We start from the raw sequence: 20107 nt of genomic DNA, 5'->3' as shown, positions 1-20107 counted from the left end.
ACAGGTCTCCAGGTTTCGACCTCCGCTTATGCACAGCATTCTCGGCGAGCTTGTCGTTTGGGCCCGGCGGCAATCGTTGAGTGTCAGCCCAGCAGATTTCCGCCTGCTAAATGAGTGATTTCTGACAGTTGTGATGGATGTCGGGGCCGTGTCCCGTTGATCTGAGCCTGCAATCTTGAACCCCGGATCGGCCTATGCCATAGGCAACTCCACCGAACGTCTTAAAGGGTCTCGATATGGTTCAGGGTTCCGGCCTTATGGCAGGCAAGCGCGGCGTCATCATGGGTGTCGCCAACAATCGCTCCATCGCTTGGGGCATCGCGAAGGCCTGTCGTGACCAGGGTGCCGAGATTGCGCTGACCTGGCAGGGCGACGCGCTGAAGAAGCGTGTCGAGCCGCTCGCACAAGAGCTGGACGCCTTTCTTGCCGGCGACTGCGACGTAACTAATCTCGAAAGTATCGACGCCGTCTTCAGCAATATCGAAGCCAAGTGGGGCAAGATCGACTTCGTCGTGCATGCCATCGCCTTCTCCGACAAGGACGAGCTGACGGGCCGCTACATCGAGACGACGCGCGACAACTTTGCCCGGACCATGGACATCTCGGTCTATTCGTTCACCGCCGTCGCGGCGCGTGCGGAAAAGATCATGAACGACGGCGGTTCGCTGCTGACGCTCACCTATTACGGTGCCGAGAAGGTCATGCCGCACTACAACGTGATGGGCGTGGCGAAGGCTGCACTCGAGGCGTCCGTGCGCTATCTCGCCGTCGACATGGGCGGTCGCGGCATCCGCGTCAACGCCATCTCGGCCGGCCCGATCAAGACGCTTGCGGCGTCCGGCATCGGCGACTTCCGCTACATCCTCAAGTGGAACGAGTATCATTCGCCGCTGAAGCGCAACGTCACGACCGACGAGGTCGGCAAGTCGGGCATGTATCTCTTGTCCGACCTCTCGACCGGCGTTTCCGGCGAAGTGCACCATGTCGACTGCGGTTATCACACGGTTGGCATGAAGTCGGTCGACGCGCCCGACATCGTTCTCGGCAAAGACTGAATTCGGAGACTACGCCGTGCTCATCTACATGATCCGCCACGGCCAGACCGATTGGAATGCCGAGGGCCGGATGCAAGGCCAGAAGGATATCGGCCTCAACGACACCGGCCGCCAGCAGGCCACTGAAAACGGGCGCAAGCTCGGTGAAATCCTCGGTCGCCGCGCCGGGGATTTCGACTTTGTGAGCTCCCCGCTCGGACGCACGCGCGACACGATGGAACGGGTGCGTGGCGCCATGGGTCTGCCGCCGGGCGACTACCGGCTCGACGATCGGTTGAAGGAGCTCTCCTTCGGCGATTGGGAGGGCTCGACACTGCCGGAACTGGCACAACGCGCGCCAGAGCGGGTCGAAGAACGGGCGCGCCAGAAGTGGGGGTTCATACCGCCCGGCGACGATGCGGAAAGCTATGAGATCCTGTCCTGGCGGATTGGCGCTTGGCTGACCTCTGTCGAGCAGCAGACCGTCTGCGTCAGCCATGGTGGCGTCATCCGCAGCTGCTTCCGGCTGATTGGAAATGTCAGTGAGGACGAAGCCTGCGAGATGAACATTCCGCAGGACCGGATCCTGAAGATCGATCGCGACCGGAAACTGATAGGCTGGATCTGAGGTCCCGAACGGGCCGCCGTCTTCGGGCAGCCCCGCGCTTTCTACTGGAGAACTTCCAGATCATCGACGACGCGCTTGCCATCCACCTCGGTGTAGAAGACGATGACCTTCTGGCCCGGCTCCAGACCCTCGAAGTTGAATTCCGAGGGAACGGCATAGGTCTTGCCGTCATCCAGGACGAGGCTCATGCCGTCGACGTTCACATCACGAATGGTGGCTTCCACATCGGCGCTGCCGGCATAGACGCTGACCGGTGACAGGAAGCCCGCGGTGGCGAGAAGCAGGGATATAACGATACGCATGCAAACCACCCTCGACCAAATCACTGCTGAAACCGACTGCAAACTAGCCTCCTGAATGTGGCGGAATTCGCCCCTGACAATGTCATTTCGGGGGATAGTGGACCCGAAGGGCAACCGGGATCAAGCGCGTTCGCCGCTGTCCCCCGACAAACTATGGGCTCAAGGTCTTTCGTGCGTCCGATAAACAGCGAAACGATAAAAAAACCTGCCCCTGACGAAATCCTAAATTAACCGCAGACCCATAGGCTTAGCGCAATCGGGGTCAAGGGAAGCTTACACTTGCGCAAGTTGACGATGGACGCGCGTGCCGACAGGCGACTGAGCAACGGCATGCTCTGGCTGATCGGTGCTGCAGTGCTGAGCGTGCTCATCGTGTCCGCCGGGCTGATGATCGACCGCCAGACCGCGCTGACCGAGAAGGGCCGCATCGAGCACGGCATACTGGATCGCCTCCTGCGCGTGCAGTCGGACATCAAGACCCATCTGGATCACGACATCAATCTTGCCTTGTCTTTGGCGGACGACATCGCCGATGACGGCATGTTGTCTCCGTTGGAGTTCAATCGGACTGTAAACCGCCTGATCGTCGACAACCCTCAGTTTGATAGTATTCGCCTCGCCACGCTCGACGATCCCGCTCGCATGGCCTTCACCCCGAAAGTCACCAGGGATTCGCGCACCATCAGCATCGATATTCCGGTGCCGCCCGTTTCGTGGCAGTCGAGCGCGGCATGGATCGCCCTCGTCGTCGAGATCAATGCGGACCGCTTCTTCGATCACTATGAACTGCTGACGGAAGTGGACCTGCCGGACCATGACGGTCACGACCACACCAAGGTCGCCATCGTCATGCCCTCCGCCGATGGAACCGATGAAGTCTTCGGTGACGAGACGATTTTCGATGATAACCCGGTCACCGCCACGTCTGCCGACGAACATCTGAGCTACACTCTGCATGGCGTGCCGGCAGAGGGCTGGAATGCCGCCATGAACAGGCTCTTGCCGAGCCGCCTCCTGGTACTCGCCGGCGTCGTCGCGATGACCAGCTCCGTGCTGCTTGCCCTCTTCCTGCTGCGCGAGCGCAACCTGAACATCAAGCGTTTGCGGGGTCGCGAACAGCGGCTGCTCGAACTGTCGCAGCGGTTTCAGCTCGCGCTGGAGACGTCCAATATCGGCATCTGGGAGATCGACGCCTCGACCCATGCGCTGATCTGGGACAGTCGCAGTGCCGGCCTGCATGGCCTGCCCAACAGCCTGACCGACGAAGAAGACCGGTTGGCGGACTGGTTCGCATCGCTGCATGCTGATGATATCGGTCGCGCCGAACAGCTCTATTTCGACGCCGTCGTCGCCGCGACCGCCGATCAATGGGACATCAGCTACCGCGTTCCACTGTCGGACGACAGTTTCCGCTATCTGCGTTCGGTTGGCGCTCGCACGAGCGACGGCAGCATCACAGGTATCGTCTGCGACGTGACGACCGATACGCTGGTCACCCAGTCGCTGAGCCGCGCCAAGGAAAACAGCGACATCAAGAATGCCGAGCTCGAGCTTGCCCTCGAGGAACTCTCAAGCCGCGAGCACCAGCTGGCAGAAGCCTCGCAGCGCCTGGATCTGGCGCTCGGCTCCTACAATTGCGGCACCTGGGAAGGCGATCCAGTGACACGGAGCGCGATCTGGGACGAGCGCATGCACCAGCTCTACGGGATCCCCTACAGTGACAAGCCTGTGACCGAGCATCTCTGGCTGTCTCGCCTGCATGCCGACGATCGCGGAGAAATTCAGCTTGCCACCAAGCGGGCCGCGACGCTGGATCAGACGCTCAACACGACCCAGCGCGTCGTCCTTCAAAACGGTGAGACCCGCTACATCCGCTCGGTCGGCCAGCCGCATATCGGGCGCGACGGCAAGAAGAAGCTGATCGGCATTGCCTTTGACGTCACGGCCGACGCGCTGCTTGCCGAACAGCTGCGCAATGCCAAGGCGGAAGCCGACATGCGCAACATCGAGCTGGAACTCGCCAAGAACCGCATCGAGTTCAACGCCCTGCACGATCCACTGACCTCGCTCGCCAACCGCCGCAAGCTCGACCTCGAACTCGACACGCTGGCTCGCAATGGCAATCGCCAATCGTCCAAGTTCGCAATCCTGCATCTCGACCTCGACCGCTTCAAGGAAATCAACGACACGCTCGGCCATGCGGCTGGTGACGCCATGCTGGTGCATGCCTCTCGCATCCTGATGAAACACGTGCCACGCGGCGATCTCGTCGCCCGCATTGGCGGCGATGAATTCGTGGTTCTGGCACGGCGGCAGACTTCGGTCGACGAGCTGGCGGCGCTCGCCAATAAGATCATCGACGAGATGCGCCAGCCGCTCGACTTCGAAGGCTTCGATTGCCGCTGCGGCGTCTCGATCGGGATTGCCCAGTCCCAAGGCGCGGCACCCGACCCGCGCAAGGTGCTGATCAACGCCGACATCGCGCTGTACCAGGCCAAAGAAAAAGGCCGGAACTGCTACGAGTTCTTCACCCCGGACCTGCAGGCCAACATCGTCGCCAAGAAGCGCATGGCCGACGACATGCTGGCCGGTCTCGACCGCGACGAGTTCATCGTCTGGTACCAGCCGCAATTCGAGGCCTCCAGCATGCAGCTCTGTGGCGCGGAAGCCCTGATCCGCTGGCGCCATCCGGACCGCGGCATCCTTGCCTCCGGCAACTTCCTGAAGGTCGCCGAAGACCTGAACGTGATGGCACGCATCGACGAACTCGTGCTGCAGACCGCGCTCAAGGACCAGATGCGCTGGACGGCGCTTGGCATGCAGGTGCCTCGCATTTCGGTCAACGTATCGTCCAAGCGCCTGCATGACGACAACCTGATCGACCAGTTGAAAGGCCTTTCGATCACACCCGGTTCGATCTGTTTCGAATTGGTGGAGTCGATCTTCCTTGACGATAGCGACACGTTTGCCTCCGAGAATATCGAGAGGATCAAGGCGCTCGGCATCGACATCGAAATCGACGATTTCGGCACCGGCCATACCTCGATCGTCTCGCTCCTGAAGCTCAAGCCGAAACGGCTGAAGATTGACCGCCAGCTGGTGATGCCGGTGACCGTGCAGCCACAGGAACGAAGCCTCGTGCGCAATATCGTCGAGATCGCCCGCTCCCTCGGCATCGAGACGGTCGCTGAAGGCGTCGAGACCCATGAACATGCAGGCATCCTGCGGCAGCTCGGTTGCGACTACCTTCAGGGTTACGCCTTCGCCAAACCGCTATCCTTCGAGGATTTCACCCGCTTCGTGGACCGCCTGCCACAGCGCAAGGCGTCTTGAGCCAGCGCATGGCCGGATCACAGATGTCGCGGTGACACTGTGTCGTCGCAAATCGGCGGCGCGCGGCGCAAAAGCGCTTCACAGAAATTGTCAATTTGCTCTATGAGTGACGCCATCCAAGGCAGGGCCCGCCGGAAGACGTTCCGGCGGACGAGAATGGGACGGTAGCATACGCATGTCGCACAATACCTTCGGTCACCTCTTCCGCGTCACCACCTGGGGCGAAAGCCACGGGCCGGCGCTTGGCGCTGTTGTCGACGGCTGCCCTCCGGGTGTCCGCTTCACCCAGGAGGATCTGCAGGTCTTCATGGACAAGCGCAAGCCCGGCCAGTCGCGCTTCGTCACCCAGCGGCGCGAAGACGACATCGTGAAAGTGCTCTCCGGCGTCATGCCGCAGGAAGACGGCACGATGATCACCACGGGTACGCCGGTCTCGCTGTTCATCGAGAATACCGACCAGCGCTCGAAGGATTACGGGGAGATCGCCAAGCGTTATCGCCCCGGCCATGCCGATTATACCTATGATCTGAAATACGGGATCCGCGACTATCGTGGCGGCGGGCGCTCTTCCGCCCGCGAGACGGCCGCCCGCGTAGCAGCCGGTGCGCTGGCCCGCCTTGCCATGCCCGGCGTTACCATCCGTGGCGCGCTGGTGCAGATCGGCACGCACAAGATCAACCGCGAGAACTGGGATTGGGCTGAGGTCGACCAGAACCCGTTCTTCTGCCCTGATGCCGCGATGGTTCCCGTCTTCGAGGAGTATCTCGACAGCATTCGCAAGGCAGGCTCCTCTGTCGGAGCCGTGATCGAAGTCATCGCCGAAGGCGTCCCGGCCGGCATCGGCGCACCCGTCTATGGCAAGCTCGACCAGGAGATCGCAGCCGGCCTCATGTCGATCAATGCGGTCAAGGGTGTCGAGGTCGGAAACGGCTTCCAGGCAGCCGAAATCACCGGTGAGGAGAACGCCGACGAGATGCGGATCGGGGCGGACGGCAAGCCCGTCTTCCTGTCGAACCATGCCGGCGGCGTGCTTGGCGGCATTTCGACCGGCGAGCCGATCGTCGCGCGCTTCGCCATCAAGCCGACTTCGTCGATCCTGACCGAAAAGCGCTCGATCGATGCCGATGGCAACGAAGTCGATGTGAGGACGAAAGGCCGCCACGACCCTTGCGTCGGCATCCGCGCCGTGCCCGTCGGCGAGGCGATGCTCGCCTGCACCATCCTCGACCATATCCTGCGAGACCGCGGCCAGAACGGCCGGACCAGATAAGGACTGTCCCATGAGCTTTGACCAGAAACGCGTCGTCGAGGCCATCAGAGCCTTCGAAGCCGGCGAAATCGTTGTCGTCATGGACGATGACGGCCGCGAGAACGAAGGTGATCTGATCGTCGCGGCAGTACACTGCACCGCAGAAAAAATGGCCTTCATCGTGCGCCATACCTCAGGCATCGTCTGTGCGCCCATGCCCAAGGAAGAGGCCAAGCGCCTGAACCTATCGGCGATGGTAGCGGAAAACGATAGCGCACACACCACGGCCTTCACCGTCTCCGTCGATTTCAAGCATGGCACGACGACGGGCATTTCTGCCGATGACCGGACGCTGACGGTCCGCAATCTCGCCAATCCGAATGTCGGTCCCTCTGATTTCGTCCGCCCCGGCCACATCTTCCCGCTGGTGGCCCGCGAGGGGGGCGTGTTGATGCGCTCCGGCCATACGGAAGCGGCCGTCGATCTCTGCCGTCTCGCGTCGCTGCCGCCAGTTGGTGTGATCTGCGAACTGGTCAACGATGATGGCACCGTGATGCGCGGGCCGCAGGTGGCAGCCTTCGCAGAGAAGCACGGCCTGAAGCAGGTCACCGTCGCCGATCTCATCGCCTATCGGCAGCGCAAGGAAACCCTGATCCAGCTCGTCTCCAATTTCGATCTGCAGACCCCCTATGGCCCAGCCAAGGCATTCGCCTATTCGCTGCCGTGGGATCCGATGCAGCATCTGGCCGTCGTCTTCGGCGATATCCGTGATGGTGAGGACATTCCGGTTCGCCTGCATCTGGAGCATGTCGGCAAGGACGTATTTGGGACAGATCGCCAGATCGACGGGATCATGAAGCGGATCGCCGAAAAGGGCCGTGGCGTCATCGTCTATCTACGCGAGGGATCCGTCGGCGTCGGCGTCTCGACGACGGCGCGCAGCGGCAAACACGAGCGCGAGGACCATTCCGAAGCGCAGGCGCGCGAGAGCGAGTGGCTGGAAATCGGCCTCGGTGCGCAGATCCTGAAGGACCTCGGCGTCACCTCGATCCGGCTCTTCTCATCGCGCGAGCGCCATTATGTCGGCCTTGAAGGTTTCGGGATCCGCATTGCGGCGACGGAAATCGTCTGAGGGTCTTCCCTCTCGATTGATGCCATGTGGCGGCTTACGGCCGCCTGATCACCCCACCCCGGACCTTCGGTCCGACCCTTCCCCTCAAGGGGAGGGTGGAGTGTTACCGCTAGCGCTCGCACCAAGGCTAACGGCGACCACCCACCTCCCCCTTGAGGGGGGAGGTCGACGCGCAGCGTCGGGTGGGGGTGACCCCAGTCAAAACACTCAAGTCCCGATCGGCCCTTCCACCACCGGCTCCGGCCTGCCCTTCCAGCTTAGCCGCCAGACGTCCCCCTGGCGCACCGACTGGACGGCAGCGGGACGCAAGATGGCGAAGCAGGTTCCGCTATCATGGCGGACCGACGGGTAGACGATGCCGTTCAAGCCTGCGCGCCTCGCTTCGAATGCCAGGCGGTTGCCCTCGGGGTAGCCGATTGCCTTTTCCGGCGAGAGCGACGGATGATGGGGCAACGCCCTCAGGTCGAGAAATTCTCCCGATGTGCTGCACAGCATTTCCGCATAATCGGCGACCGCTTCAAAGACGCCCGTCCGCGACAGGAACTCCGTCATGTGAAAGGCGATTTCGGCGAGACAGGTTTCGACGCCGAGTGCTGCATACCAGGCGCCGCGCGTCTCGCCGTTGAAGCGATTGGGTTCGCGCGGCTTTGCATAGGCAAAGCTCGCATTGATGAAATGGGCATGCGGCACATCGTAGACGAGCTCGTTGGCGGCCAGCCCGGAAATGCCCGTCGATTGCGCCTGAATGCGGGTTGATGTGGCCGCCTCGATCTCGGCGAGTTCGGCAAGTTCATCGGCAGTATCGGCGAGCGGCGCGAGCACCGCCTGCCGCAAGCGTGCGGTAGAGACGAGACGCACGGTCTTCGGATAGGCAAGCGTGCTCACCGGAACGCCGGCGACGTCCAAGTCAGAGACCCCCGCGCACGGCGTCGAGATAGCGGCGCACCTCGAGCATATGCGGGATGCCGCCTTCGATCATGGCAGCAACGGGCGTGCGGCGATCAAAAAGCGGCCCGGTGTTTTCCAGCATCGGCCAGCGATCGGCCATGGCATCGACGAACAGCAGATGCAGGGCCTTGTAGATGCCGGTGAGCGCCGATATCCGGGTCATCTGGTCCTGGCTCAGGGTTTTCGTCACGCTCTCAGGCTTCAACCGCTCCCAGGTGCTGAGCGAGACACCGAGCAATGCCGCTGCCTGCTGGCTGGTCAGGTCCCAATCAATGACCAGACGGCGAAAGGCTTTGAGAGCCGTCGCCGAAAGTCGTTTCCGATCGGCTTCGACCGAGAAGCCCTGGGGCGGAATGGCATCCGAGACGGCGTTGCGTTCGAGAGCATGGAGCATGACCAACCTCCTTCAAATGACAAATAAAATATACGTCACTTGAAGGCTTATACAAGGGGACCGCAACACTGTGGCCGACAATTTGGACATTCCGGAATGCCGGCGGCCTCTCGCTCCGTGTTAAGCAACCCGCCGCGCCATGCCGACCGAGCGCGGTGCGGTCTCATCAAAGCCGAACTGGCCGTAGAGGCGGTTGGCGGGAACGTCGGCAATCAGGCTGACATAGGCCGTCTTCGGCAGTGTGGCGATGAAGTCTGAAAGAGCCGCCATGATCTCTTTCGCGAGCCCCCTGCCCTGATGCGCGGGCAGGATGGCGATGTCGGTCACCTGGAAGAAGCAGCCGCCATCGCCGATGATGCGGCCCATACCGACGGTCTCATTGCCCAGCATCAGGCTGACGCCGAAGATCGAGTTCGGCAGGCCCTTTTCGGCGGCTTCGCGCGCAAACGGCGTGAGGCCCGATTCCAGGCGAAGACGCATGTAGTCTTCTATGGCAGGCACACGAGGTTCGATGCGGTAGGCGCTGTTGTCGGTCACGTCGGATCTTTCTGTCTCTGTGGTGATCGTGCTTGCTCAACCGAGCCAGCCCGGCTGGAGGCGTACGGTTTCCATACCGGCAAAGCGAGCGACACGCTGCAGTTCGGCTTCCAGCTTATCGAGGCGGCCGGCCGTCGGCTTCACACCCGGTTCCAGCCAGAGGCGGCGGACATCGAGTAGACCTTCCTTGCGTTCCGCCTTCATGTCGATCCGGCCAATCAAGCGATCACCCTCGAGCAGCGGGAAGACGTAATAGCCGTATTGCCGCTTCGGCTCGGGCACGAAGACCTCGATGCGGTAAAAGAAGCCGAAGAGGCGTTCCGTTCGGTTCCGATCACGGATCAGGGGATCGAAGGGCGAGAGCACGCGGATGCGGGCCGGCGGCTCGGGAGCGTCGAGGAGCCATGCCACCTGGTCGGCTAAGGCAAAGGAAGCGCGCGGCTTGCCGTCTGTGGTTTCGAGCAGCAGTTCCTGCAACTCGTCGCGGTGGGCGGCGACCCAGACTTTGGCCTCGTCAGGGGTGACGATATCGAAAAAAGCGGCGATTTCACCCGAGGTGGCGAAGCCGAGGCGGGTGAGTGCCGCCCGGCAGGCCCAGTCGACGAAGGTGTCGTGGTCTACTTCTGCGGAGTGATGTTGGGCGGGGATGACCCGCTCGGAGAGGTCATAGACCTTCTGAAAACCTTCGCGGCGGGCAATCGACAGTTTGCCGGTATGCCACAGAAATTCCAGCGCCGTCTTCGAAGGATGCCAGTTCCACCAGCCACCGGACTTGTGGTCCTCAGCCTTCACATCGCGGGCCATGACCGGACCGCGGTCACGGATGCGGGCATAGGTTTCTTCGAAGGCCTGGTCGAAGCCTTCCCCCTGCCATTTCGCCCAGTTTTGCCGGATACGCTCTTCGCGGCGGACGAAGCGGTGCTTCCAATAGGGAAAGAAGGCTGAAGGGATGACCGAGGCATCATGGGTCCAGTGCTCGAAAAGCGAGCGGTCCTTTTCGAGGAGATGCTGGAGATCCTTTGGCCGGTAGGTCTGGTTGCGCGAGAAGAGGATCTGGTGATGGGCGCGCTCGACCCACTGGATGCTGTCGACCTGAACGAAGCCGAGATCGTGGATCAGGTCGTAGAGCCCATCACGCCCGAGCGCCTTGGTTGGCGAGCGCGACAGGCCCTGCCGTTCAAGGAAGATTTTTCGCGCAAGCGTGTTGGGGACGGGAATCGACATGATTGGGAGGCTAGGACATGTTCGCGGTTTGTTCAATGGCTAGAACTTGCAGGGGGCCACGATCTGCAACCTGGGCCGGACGAGGATCCACGTTGCGCACCGATTGCTTCACAGCAGAGGCTGGAAGCCCGGGCGCCAGCGGTCTATAGGAACGGATCTTTCAGGAGACCCCTCACCTTGCACATCCGTTTCGACCAGGCCGAGTTGCGCTTCGGCGACCGTGTGGCTCTCTCGCCGCTGACGCTGTCGCTCATCGAGCCTCGGATCGGCGTGATCGGGCTTAATGGTTCGGGAAAGACGAGTTTTGCGCGGCTGATCGCGGGGCTTGCCAAGCCGACATCCGGCACGGTGACGCTGGATGGGCTGGATACGGTTGCCGACGAGAAGGCGGCCCGGGCAAAGACGGGGTTCATCTTCCAGAACCCGGGCCATCAGATCATTTTGCCTGTCATTCGCGAGGATATCGCGCTCGGGCCGAAATCGAGGGGGATGGCCGCTCACGAGGTGGATCGACTGGTGGATGAGGTCCTTGCCCGGTTCGGGATCAGCGATCTCGCGGCAAGGCGGCCCCACGAGCTATCCGGAGGGGAGCTACAGCTTGCAGCGCTGGCGGCCGTCTGCGTCAACCGTCCTGACGTGGTGATCTTCGACGAACCGACCAATCAGCTGGACCTTAGAAACCGGGCGCGGGTGAAGTCGGCGATTGAGGGGTTGGGCGAACAGGCCGTGGTCATCAGCCACGACCTCGATCTGGTGGCGGATTTTTCCCGCGTGCTGGTCTTCCACGAAGGGGCGCTCGTCTTTGACGGAGAGGCTATCGAAGCGATCACCCACTACCGGGAGATTGCCGAATGCTGACGAGCCTGCATGTGGAGGGGCAAAGCCTCCTGCATCGCATCCCGGTCAAGCCGAAGCTTATTGGGCTGATGGCTTTCGGGCTGGCCCTGTATTGGGTCGATCATCCGCTGGTGCTGACTTTGGCCCTGATCGCCACCGGCTCTCTCTATCTGTCAACCGGGATCGGCGTGCCGGAAGGCTTTCGGCGGCTGAAGCCGGTGCTGTTCACGATTGCCTTTCTCGCTTTGGTCAATCTGCTGCTTCTGTCGCCTCACGAGGCCCTCGTGATCACGCTCAGGCTCGTTGCGATCCTGTTGCTCGCGGCTGCCGTTACGGCTTCCACCACCATTGCCGACTTCATGGCCGCCGTCACCGATTTCGCCCGGCCGCTCGAGCGGCTGGGGCTCATGAAGGCGGCCGATCTGGGTCTTGCCCTTGGGCTCGTCCTGCGCTTCGTGCCTGAGATTGCGGCGCGCTACGAAGCGCTGAAGGAGGCGCATGCGGCGCGCGGCATTCCGGTCAAGCTGTCGCGGATGCTCGGCCCCCTCATCATTTCGACGTTGAAGGATGCCGATCGGATCGCCGAAGCGATTGACGCCCGGGGAATTCGGGGTCAGTAAAAACCCCAGAAAGTTTACCGGGGACCCGTTCAATGACCACCAGAGACATCGTGCTCGCAGCCCTCTTCACCGCGATCATCATCGTGCTCGGCTTCATTCCGCCGGTGCCGATCCCCTTGCTGCCGGTACCGATCACGGCGCAGTCGATGGGCGTCATGCTCGCCGGCTGCATCATCGGGGCGAAACGCGGTGCCGCCGCCTATGCGCTGCTGGTCGTGCTCGTCGCCGTCGGCCTTCCCGTCCTCTCGGGTGGTCGTGGCGGCCTCCACGTGCTGATGGGACCGACGGGCGGCTATATCTTCGGCTGGATCATCGGCGCCTTCGTCACCGGTTTCCTTGCGGAAAAGCTCGTGCGCGAGGGCCAGTCGGCCGTCCGGCAGATGACCGGCTTCTTTGTCGCCAGCGTCGTTGGCGGCATCGGTGTCGTCTATCTCTGCGGCATGCCATGGCTGTCGCTCGTCGCCGGCACGCCCTTCGACAAGGTCGTCCTGGGGTCGCTGGCCTTCATTCCCGGCGACCTGGTCAAAGCGGCGATTGCCACGCTTGCGGCGCGCGCCGTGCTCGTCGGCTATCCGCTGCTGCCGGCCCGCGCATAACACCCAGAAAGCGTCGTTCAAGAATCGAAATGCCACCGTTAAGGTGGCATTTTCCGTTCTGGGTTCTGGGGATTTCGAACCGTGACGACCGTGCCGAAACTGATGCTCGCCTGCGCTCTGCAGGCCCTTGCCACCACTACAGTCCTTGCCAATGACTCCATGGCGACGCTGGAGGCTGGTGGGCTCGTGTTTACCCGCAGCGACGAGATCACGATGGCAAAGGAAGATCTCTACATATCCCCGGAGCAGGTGGAGGTAAAATATCTCTACCGCAATACGAGCGACAAGCCGGTCAGCACCATCGTCGCCTTCCCCATGCCGAAGATCGGCGGCATTCTGACCACCGGCAACAACTGGTATGGTCCGATCGGCGACTTCCGCCTCACCGTCGACAAGCTGAACCCGGAATCCATCGTCAGTTTCTGCGGGCAAGGCGTGAAGAAGACCGGCCCGACGACATTCGAGATGCGCGCCAAGGACTTCTATCCCGAACGCGACCTCAACATCCTTCTCGTCGTGTCGAACAAGGTGGCGATGCAGGCTCCGTGAAATGGTGGCAAATTCCACCAAATTCGGCGACTGCGGTCATTCGGCCATGTCTTGGTAACGGCTTGTAAAATCGTTTCCGACAGGATTGCCACCGATCGATCGTTTCCGGTGTCCCCCTGAGCACTCCATGATGGAGGCGCAAACGCCTGAACGGATCATGTCACCGCTGCATCTGGACGCCGGCCTTCCGGCTGTCCCGCCGTTTTCGCGCGCCCGAAAGTCATGATCATGTTCCTCAAAAACCTTTCGCTCAGCAAAAAGCTGATCCTCACCTTTTGCACCATCATGGCCGGATGTTTCCTGGCCTCCGTCGTCGTCTTCGTGCAGGCCTATACGGCCAAGTCCGCGCTGGTCGACCAGGACCGCGCCCAGCGCATCGTCAACCTCGTCGATGCCGCAAAGACTGCCATGGCCGAGCAGGCGGCAAACGAGCGTGGTTACCTCCTCCTCGGCAGCGAAAGCACGCTTGCAGCCGTAACCACCGAGCGCCAGGCGCTCGATGCGGCCATCACCGAGGCGAAAACATTGGCGGCAAGCGACAACGCGCTTGCGACCCGCCTCGACGCCATGCGGGCCGCCGCAGAGACCTATGCAAAGCAGATTGCCGATCCGCAGATCGCCGCCCGCAAGGCAGGCCAGACATCGATCGAAGAGATCGCGATCATCGGCAAGTCGGACGCCGCGGGTGCGCTTGACACCTTCCGCGCGGCTGCCGCCGATATCAAGAGCCTGCTGGCAGTGGAGACCGCTGCCACCCGCGCCCGTCTCGACGCGGCGCATTTCGCCCTCGAACTGGCATTGACCCTCGGTGCAGCCGTCGCCGGCGTCTTTGCGGTCGGTCTGATCTGGCTGCTCGCCCGCTCGATCGTCACGCCGATCACCGGCATGACCAATGCCATGGCGCGTCTGGCCGCCGGCGACCACGCCGTCGAAGTGCCGGCCGTCGATCGTGGTGACGAAGTTGGCCGCATGGCGAAAGCCGTGCTGGTGTTCAAGGATGCGGCAATCGAAAGCGCGCGCATGTCCGACGAGCGTCGCACGATGCGCGAACAGGCCGAGGCCGACCGTCAGAAGGCCGAAGCGGAAAAGGCCCGCGAAGCCGAGGAAGTGCGCTTCGCCATGACCGAGCTCGCCAAGGGCCTCTCGGCACTCTCCGAAGGCGATGTGGTGTTCCGGCTTGAAAAGCCCTTTGCCGCCCATCTCGACAGTCTGCGTGGCAACTTCAACGAGTCTCTTGAGAAGCTGCATGCGGCGCTGAGAACCGTGGGCGCAAATGCCCATGCGATCCATGCCGGTGCAGCTGAAATTCGCGCCTCGGCAGACGACCTTGCGCGGCGCACCGAACAGCAGGCAGCATCTGTCGAAGAAACGGCCGCCGCGGTCGAACAGGTCACCAAGACCGTTCGCGACACGGCCAAACGCGCCGAAGATGTGGGCCAGCTCGTGGACAGCACGCGGTCCGGTGCCGAACGCTCCGGTGAAGTCGTCCGGAACGCCGTTCAGGCGATGACGGAGATCGAGCAGTCGTCGCAGTCGATCTCCAGCATCATCGGCGTAATCGAAGACATCGCCTTCCAGACCAACCTTCTGGCCCTCAATGCCGGCGTAGAGGCGGCCCGTGCCGGCGAGGCCGGCAAGGGTTTCGCCGTCGTTGCCCAGGAAGTGCGGGAGTTGGCGCAACGCTCGGCCAATGCGGCCAAGGAGATCAAGTCGCTGATTTCACGTTCGACCGCGCAGGTCGGCAATGGCGTGGCGCTGGTCGGCGAGACAGGCACCGAGCTCGACAAGATCGTCAGCGCCGTTCAGGAGATCAGCCACCATGTCGGCGCGATCGTGGTTGCGGCGCGCGAACAGTCGACCGGACTGCAGGAGATCAATCTCGCCGTCACAGCAATGGATCAGGGCACGCAGCAGAATGCCGCCATGGTCGAAGAACAGACGGCTGCTTCCCACACGCTGGCAGCGGAAGCGGATTCGCTCAACACGCTGCTCGCCCAGTTCCGTCTTGGCCAGGGCGCATCCGCCACTGTGCCTCACCGGACGCAACAACGTGCCACCGCGCCTGCGCATGCGACGCCTGCGCCCATTGCTCGATCTGTGCCGCGCCAGCCGGCTGCTGCCTCTGCCGCCCACAGCCCTGCCCCTTCGCCGGCGCGTGCGCTTGCCGGCAAGCTCGGCCGGGCCTTCGGCATGGGCTCTGCGGCGCCCGCAGAACCGGCGAAGCAGGACTGGACGGAATTCTGACCGGGCTGCTCCCCGAGCAATCTCAGCAGAATCAAGAAAGCCCGTGGCTTGCGCCACGGGCTTTCCCTTTTGCCTGGACTCAAAACAGTCAGGCTACCGGTCGTCCTCGACATCGTCGACGACGTCCGTCATGGGGCGGTCCGCACCGTCCGCATGTTCGTGATGCCACTCGCCCTCGGCGTCCTGCCAGCTGATTTCGGCGTCGCCGTCGGAGAGTTGCTGGGCGCCGGCGGCCTGACGGGCCGCAGCAAGCGCCTGTTCGTGTGTCGGATAAGGCTCCGAGTAGACGTCGCCGAGGCGATAGGCATAGCCTTCGTCATGGGCCACGACGTGATAGGTGACCTTCACCATCCCGGCCTCAATTCCAATGCCAGCGGTCGCGCTTTGCCGGCGTCGAGGTGGCGACAAGATAGCCGATGACGCCGCCAATGATGCCAAGCGTGATGAGGGCCGTGGACGCAGCCGCCGGATGGCGACGAGCGACGCCAGCGACGGTGTCGGCACCGTCACGGGCATAGTCCGCCACGGTGCCTGCTGTGCGGGCCGCCTCTTGCCAGGCTTCCGACGCGCGGTGACGGACATCATAGCCGGCGCGACCGGCCTGACGACCGATGACTTCCTTCAACTCGGTCATCTGTTCGCGCAGTTCGCGCAGTTCTGCCTGCAGGTTGGACGTCGCCATGGATCGGCTCCTTTTCTTGTTTCGGGATCTTGCCCAAGAAACGTGAGCGGGGCGGGATGGTTCCAATGCAGCGCACAAAGGGAACGAAACTCGCTGCAAACGAAAACGCCCGATGCAGGGCACCGGGCGTTTCGAAGGCGGATGTCTGGAAGCGCTTACTTGGTCGCGGCTTCGTACATTTCCAGGACGTAATCCCAGTTGATCAGGCTGTCGACGAAGGCTTCGAGGTACTTCGGACGGGCATTGCGGTAGTCGATGTAGTAGGAGTGTTCCCAGACATCGACGCCGAGGATCGGGGATGCGCCGTGGATCAGCGGGCTTTCACCATTCGGGGTCTTGGAGATTTCGAGCTTGCCGTCCTTGACGGAGAGCCAGGCCCAGCCGGAGCCGAACTGGGTGGTGCCGGCTGCGACGAAATCGGCCTTGAACTTGTCATAGCCGCCGAGATCGCTGTCGATGGCAGCCTGCAGCTTGCCGGGAAGCTTGTTGCCGCCGCCATCCTTCTTCATCCAGTTCCAGAAGTGGATGTGGTTGTAGTGCTGGCCTGCATTGTTGAAGAGGCCGGCATTCTTGCCGTAGGACTGCTTGACGATCTCTTCGAGAGACAGACCCTCGAGGCCGGAATCCTTCAAGAGGTTGTTGCCGTTGGTCACATAGGCCTGATGGTGCTTGTCGTGGTGAAACTCGAGGGTTTCAGCCGACATGAACGGTGCCAGCGAGTCGTAGGCATACGGGAGGGCGGGCAATTCGAAGGCCATGGTGAGATCTCCTTTTGGCAAATGGATTGCGTTTTGGCAGGTGACGGGAACATAGGTGCGGAACAACGCGCAGGCAACCTTTGCCCTTCCAAAATACGGCTCACAAGGGAAAGAAATCTCTTCCGTTTTTGGACTTGCACGATGGCCCGTTCCAGCCGAGGTTTGAAGCCTCACTGCATCCAACCGAGGTTCGCATGCTCCGTTCCCGCAAGCTTTTGACGGCGACCGCAATCGTCTTCAGTCATCTCGCCTCATCGGCAATCGCCGCGTCGGGCGATGCCTGGGACGAATTTGCCAAGGATGTCGCCGCCAAATGCGCCGTGCTTGCAGAAGGGCGGATTGAGCAGCCAAAGGTCGTCGTCGATCCCTTCGGCACCGAGAGCTATGGCGTGGCGATCCTGACGGGCAAAGCTGTTGGGGCCGATGCTGTCGTCAGTTCCATCTGCGTCTATGACAAGAAGAGCCAGACGGCCGAGATCGGCGGCGAACTGCCTGCCGATCAGGTGACGATCAGTATCCCTTGACCAGATCAGGTCTCGAAGATCTCGGGCTCCGGCAGGCCTTCGATCGGGAAACCGAACTCGGCGCGGGCGATCTTGCATTCCTCGTCGCCGGGCATGCAGGTACGGCAGACATGCGGACGCACGAGATAGACGGCGCAGCCGACATGTTTGCCGACCTCGCCGGTCAGAGCCGCACAGCGCCCATTCTCGAACTTCATGCCGCTCTCGTCATTGGCGATCATTGCTTCGGGAATGGCGGCGATCTCCTCATCGCTTTCCATGGAAAAGCGCGGCCAGTCGGCGGAATAGGCGCAGCAGGCACCGCAGGTCTGGCAGTCGAAGATGTCGGGTGGGGAGGTTTCCAGCATGGGTCAGCGCTTCGCTGCACGGAGGCGCAAAAGGTTCACGGCGAAGAAGCCGGTGAAGCCCAGCATCAAGAGGCCGACGAAAACAGGCCCGGCATCGACCGAGATCAGATCCATGGTCAGCCCCGTGCTGCCGGAGCCGGCGGCACTCCCGATCGCATAAGCCAGCGCAAAGACGGCGGCACCCGAGACCAGCAGACCGCCACGGAAGCGCTCGCCGAGTAGGGTCAGCGCGGCCGTGTAGAGCGAGAAGCTTGCGGCACCCAGGATTGAAATGGTGATCAGCAGGGCAACCTCGGAGGTCATCAAGGGAAGCGCCAGGAAGGCGATGGCGGCAATCAGCGAGCCGGAGACGGCAATGACCGGTCGCGACAGGCGATCCAGCAGCCAGCCGACAAAGGGCTGGGCAAGCGCCGTCGGCAAAGCCACCATGGTAACGACGAAGGCCGCAAAGTTCTGGCTGTAGCCACGCTCGAAGAAATAGAGCGGGATCATCGAGATCGCCGCAATATCCGAGAAGCCGAAGGCGACGACCATCAGTGTCAGCACCGGCGCCATTTTGACGAAGGTCAGGAGACCGCCGGCTTCCGAGGCTTCCGGCTTGGTCTTGGCATAGCGGCCGAGCATGACGGAGGCGAAGGCGACGAGTGCCACGTAGGCCGCCGTCAGGGCGAAGGCGAAGCCGTCCTCGATGCCGACGAGCGGGATGGCGAGCGGACCTGCGGCAAAACCTGCACACATGCCGGCGCTATAGGCCCCGGAGACACGTCCGCGCAGGCGGTCGGGACAGGCGGTGTTCAGCCAGGCTTCGGAGACCGTGTAGATGATGCTGGTGCAGAATCCGAGCAGGAAGCGGGCGACGAACCAGATCCAGAGCTCATCGAAGGCCGAGAAGGTGGCGAGGCAGGCGGAGACGCCACACAGCGAGGCGACGATCAACCGGTCGCCGCGTATCTTCTGCGTCAGCGTCCCGATTAGAAGCGTCGATGAGGCGAGGCCCAGCGCAAAGACCGAGGCGTTGAGCCCCGCCATGCTGGAGGAGACACCGCGGCTTTCGAGGATCAGCGCGATCAGCGGATAGGTGAGCCCCTGCCCCACCGCAAAGGCCGTCACCCCCAGGATGACGACCACAATCGCCGCCCAATCGGGCGCGATGTCGGCTGCGATATCCGTGGTGGGTGCGGTGTGCATGGGGCCTCCGAGGCGCATTTCGCGCCCGTCGATTGAAGGCCCGGTCTAGCGGGGGGATTGGGGGAAGTCCAGAGAGGGGCGCAGATGTCAGAGGGTCGCCAGCGCCTCGCGTATGGCCGCCACCGGCAAGAATAGCCGGAGCGGGTTCGACGGTAACGCCTCGAACCCGTAGCGCAGGTAAAGTGCCTTTCGACGGGCGACGTGACCCGGATTGCCGTCGTCCAGCACGTCCAGAATGACCACCGCAATACCGATCCGCTCGGCTGCCTGCACGATCCGCAGCAGGGCGTCGGCAAGCAGATCGCCGCCATAGCCTTGTCCGGCATATCGCTGGTCCACACCTATCATGGAAATGAAGGCGGCCGGGATCGCGCCGTGGGATGGGCGTGTCCGGGCGTAGCGAGACGGCAGTTCCGTGAAATCGACAGAATGGGCATTGAGGGCATAGAAGCCGATCACATCGCCTATCTCGGAGGTCATCACGTAGACGCGCGCATTGCCAGCCCTGGCGAGCTTGTTCGCGGTCTTGCGGAAATAGTTGTCAACGGTCTCGACACCACAGGAGAAGTTGTCCCGATCATGGCGCTCGGGATCGAGCAACTCGATGACGACCGAGTGCCCCTCGTCACTCATCTGCTGATGACGCGCGACTTGTGGCTGGCGAGAGCCTTTCGTAAGGCGTCCGTCGGGGGACGTGGGTTGTCGAGTGCTTCAAAGAAGGCGCCATGATCGATCGGCTGTAGAAGTGTCCGTTCATGAGCCTCGATGGTCGCGAGTGCTGAAGCATAGGCTGCATTCATCGCAAAAGCCGTCTCATCGACACCGCTGATCGCAGCGGCGCGCTGGATCGCCTGTTTCACATGCGGCTTGGTGCGAAAGTGCATCCGCTCCGTCGCGCGGTCTTCTTTGGTCTGGCGGATGTCCTTCGCTGTGCTCATGATGGCGGCCCTCACGTCTCGCCACAAGCGTACGCCGTTTTGG

23 protein-coding genes are annotated in these 20107 nt (G+C 62.3%); 11 read left to right on the top strand and 12 right to left on the bottom strand.

The annotated features are described in order from the left end of the window. Nucleotides 1–236: 236 nt before the first annotated feature. On the top strand, nucleotides 237–1055 hold the full coding sequence (gene fabI / locus ACQKP1_RS04995) for an enoyl-ACP reductase FabI (RefSeq protein ID WP_054148934.1): 819 nt from the start codon (nucleotides 237–239) through the stop codon (nucleotides 1053–1055). A gap of 16 nt (nucleotides 1056–1071) precedes the next feature. After that, a complete protein-coding gene (locus tag ACQKP1_RS04990; RefSeq protein ID WP_203013475.1) occupies nucleotides 1072–1662 on the top strand; it encodes a histidine phosphatase family protein in 591 nt (196 codons plus the stop codon). A gap of 41 nt (nucleotides 1663–1703) precedes the next feature. Here ACQKP1_RS04990 and ACQKP1_RS04985 read toward each other — a convergent pair whose 3' ends face one another. Continuing rightward, a complete protein-coding gene (locus ACQKP1_RS04985) occupies nucleotides 1704–1964 on the bottom strand; it encodes a DUF1344 domain-containing protein (protein WP_203013472.1) in 261 nt (86 codons plus the stop codon). Between the two features lie 279 nt (nucleotides 1965–2243). On the opposite strand from ACQKP1_RS04985, the gene ACQKP1_RS04980 reads away from it, so the two are divergent. From ACQKP1_RS04980 to ribB, 3 genes are all read left to right on the top strand, one after another. Further along, nucleotides 2244–5297 carry a putative bifunctional diguanylate cyclase/phosphodiesterase gene (locus ACQKP1_RS04980; RefSeq protein WP_427274429.1) on the top strand — a complete coding sequence of 1018 codons (3054 nt, stop codon included), beginning with the start codon at nucleotides 2244–2246 and terminating at the stop codon, nucleotides 5295–5297. Nucleotides 5298–5472: 175 nt separating this feature from the next. Further along, nucleotides 5473–6567: a chorismate synthase gene (gene aroC / locus ACQKP1_RS04975; protein WP_427274428.1), complete on the top strand. Its 1095-nt coding sequence runs from the start codon at nucleotides 5473–5475 to the stop codon at nucleotides 6565–6567. A gap of 10 nt (nucleotides 6568–6577) precedes the next feature. Further along, entirely contained in the window at nucleotides 6578–7678 is a 1101-nt protein-coding gene (ribB, locus tag ACQKP1_RS04970; protein WP_427274427.1) for a 3,4-dihydroxy-2-butanone-4-phosphate synthase, read from the top strand. Between the two features lie 207 nt (nucleotides 7679–7885). Here the strand turns inward: ribB and ACQKP1_RS04965 are convergent, their stop codons facing one another. The 4 genes from ACQKP1_RS04965 to ACQKP1_RS04950 form a co-directional block, all read right to left on the bottom strand. Continuing rightward, complete coding sequence (locus ACQKP1_RS04965; RefSeq protein WP_427274426.1) at nucleotides 7886–8584, bottom strand: RES family NAD+ phosphorylase; 699 nt, start codon at nucleotides 8582–8584, stop codon at nucleotides 7886–7888. Between the two features lies 1 nt (nucleotide 8585). Continuing rightward, nucleotides 8586–9020, bottom strand: a complete 435-nt coding sequence (locus tag ACQKP1_RS04960; RefSeq protein WP_427274425.1) for an antitoxin Xre-like helix-turn-helix domain-containing protein — start codon at nucleotides 9018–9020, stop codon at nucleotides 8586–8588. Nucleotides 9021–9140: 120 nt separating this feature from the next. Then, on the bottom strand, nucleotides 9141–9500 hold the full coding sequence (locus tag ACQKP1_RS04955; RefSeq protein WP_427276401.1) for a GNAT family N-acetyltransferase: 360 nt from the start codon (nucleotides 9498–9500) through the stop codon (nucleotides 9141–9143). A 93-nt stretch (nucleotides 9501–9593) separates the two neighbouring features. Beyond that, on the bottom strand, nucleotides 9594–10781 hold the full coding sequence (locus tag ACQKP1_RS04950; RefSeq protein WP_427274424.1) for a winged helix-turn-helix domain-containing protein: 1188 nt from the start codon (nucleotides 10779–10781) through the stop codon (nucleotides 9594–9596). A gap of 177 nt (nucleotides 10782–10958) precedes the next feature. Between ACQKP1_RS04950 and ACQKP1_RS04945 the strand changes: the two genes are divergently transcribed. From ACQKP1_RS04945 to ACQKP1_RS04925, 5 genes are all read left to right on the top strand, one after another. Next, a complete protein-coding gene (locus tag ACQKP1_RS04945; RefSeq protein ID WP_427274423.1) occupies nucleotides 10959–11639 on the top strand; it encodes an energy-coupling factor ABC transporter ATP-binding protein in 681 nt (226 codons plus the stop codon). Continuing rightward, entirely contained in the window at nucleotides 11633–12238 is a 606-nt protein-coding gene (locus ACQKP1_RS04940; protein ID WP_427274422.1) for an energy-coupling factor transporter transmembrane component T family protein, read from the top strand. Before ACQKP1_RS04945 ends, ACQKP1_RS04940 begins: the two co-directional genes overlap by 7 nt. A gap of 32 nt (nucleotides 12239–12270) precedes the next feature. Further along, a complete protein-coding gene (locus ACQKP1_RS04935) occupies nucleotides 12271–12834 on the top strand; it encodes a biotin transporter BioY (RefSeq protein ID WP_427274421.1) in 564 nt (187 codons plus the stop codon). Nucleotides 12835–12915: 81 nt separating this feature from the next. After that, nucleotides 12916–13383: a DUF4424 family protein gene (locus ACQKP1_RS04930; protein ID WP_427274420.1), complete on the top strand. Its 468-nt coding sequence runs from the start codon at nucleotides 12916–12918 to the stop codon at nucleotides 13381–13383. 228 nt (nucleotides 13384–13611) lie between these two features. Continuing rightward, complete coding sequence (locus tag ACQKP1_RS04925; RefSeq protein WP_427274419.1) at nucleotides 13612–15627, top strand: HAMP domain-containing methyl-accepting chemotaxis protein; 2016 nt, start codon at nucleotides 13612–13614, stop codon at nucleotides 15625–15627. A gap of 93 nt (nucleotides 15628–15720) precedes the next feature. On the opposite strand, the gene ACQKP1_RS04920 is transcribed toward ACQKP1_RS04925, so the two are convergent. From ACQKP1_RS04920 to ACQKP1_RS04910, 3 genes are all read right to left on the bottom strand, one after another. Next, a complete protein-coding gene (locus ACQKP1_RS04920) occupies nucleotides 15721–15978 on the bottom strand; it encodes a DUF2188 domain-containing protein (protein ID WP_006726730.1) in 258 nt (85 codons plus the stop codon). A 7-nt stretch (nucleotides 15979–15985) separates the two neighbouring features. Continuing rightward, on the bottom strand, nucleotides 15986–16309 hold the full coding sequence (locus ACQKP1_RS04915) for a hypothetical protein (protein WP_427274418.1): 324 nt from the start codon (nucleotides 16307–16309) through the stop codon (nucleotides 15986–15988). A gap of 155 nt (nucleotides 16310–16464) precedes the next feature. After that, nucleotides 16465–17067 carry a superoxide dismutase gene (locus tag ACQKP1_RS04910; RefSeq protein WP_006726728.1) on the bottom strand — a complete coding sequence of 201 codons (603 nt, stop codon included), beginning with the start codon at nucleotides 17065–17067 and terminating at the stop codon, nucleotides 16465–16467. Between the two features lie 194 nt (nucleotides 17068–17261). On the opposite strand from ACQKP1_RS04910, the gene ACQKP1_RS04905 reads away from it, so the two are divergent. Further along, nucleotides 17262–17591 carry a hypothetical protein gene (locus ACQKP1_RS04905; RefSeq protein ID WP_427274417.1) on the top strand — a complete coding sequence of 110 codons (330 nt, stop codon included), beginning with the start codon at nucleotides 17262–17264 and terminating at the stop codon, nucleotides 17589–17591. 5 nt (nucleotides 17592–17596) lie between these two features. On the opposite strand, the gene ACQKP1_RS04900 is transcribed toward ACQKP1_RS04905, so the two are convergent. The 4 genes from ACQKP1_RS04900 to ACQKP1_RS04885 form a co-directional block, all read right to left on the bottom strand. Then, nucleotides 17597–17938, bottom strand: a complete 342-nt coding sequence (locus ACQKP1_RS04900) for a YkgJ family cysteine cluster protein (RefSeq protein WP_427274416.1) — start codon at nucleotides 17936–17938, stop codon at nucleotides 17597–17599. 3 nt (nucleotides 17939–17941) lie between these two features. Beyond that, a complete protein-coding gene (locus ACQKP1_RS04895; protein ID WP_427274415.1) occupies nucleotides 17942–19126 on the bottom strand; it encodes an MFS transporter in 1185 nt (394 codons plus the stop codon). A gap of 87 nt (nucleotides 19127–19213) precedes the next feature. After that, the gene (locus ACQKP1_RS04890) at nucleotides 19214–19759 is read right to left on the bottom strand and encodes a GNAT family N-acetyltransferase (protein WP_427274414.1); all 546 of its coding nucleotides are present in this window, start codon (nucleotides 19757–19759) and stop codon (nucleotides 19214–19216) included. After that, nucleotides 19756–20064, bottom strand: a complete 309-nt coding sequence (locus ACQKP1_RS04885) for a DUF1778 domain-containing protein (protein WP_427274413.1) — start codon at nucleotides 20062–20064, stop codon at nucleotides 19756–19758. Before ACQKP1_RS04885 ends, ACQKP1_RS04890 begins: the two co-directional genes overlap by 4 nt. Nucleotides 20065–20107: the final 43 nt, after the last annotated feature.

This window comes from Allorhizobium sp. NPDC080224 (assembly GCF_050281005.1).
Classification (GTDB): domain Bacteria; phylum Pseudomonadota; class Alphaproteobacteria; order Rhizobiales; family Rhizobiaceae; genus Allorhizobium.
Note: the sequence above shows the minus strand (reverse complement) of the source record. Positions and strands in the feature narration are given on the sequence as shown.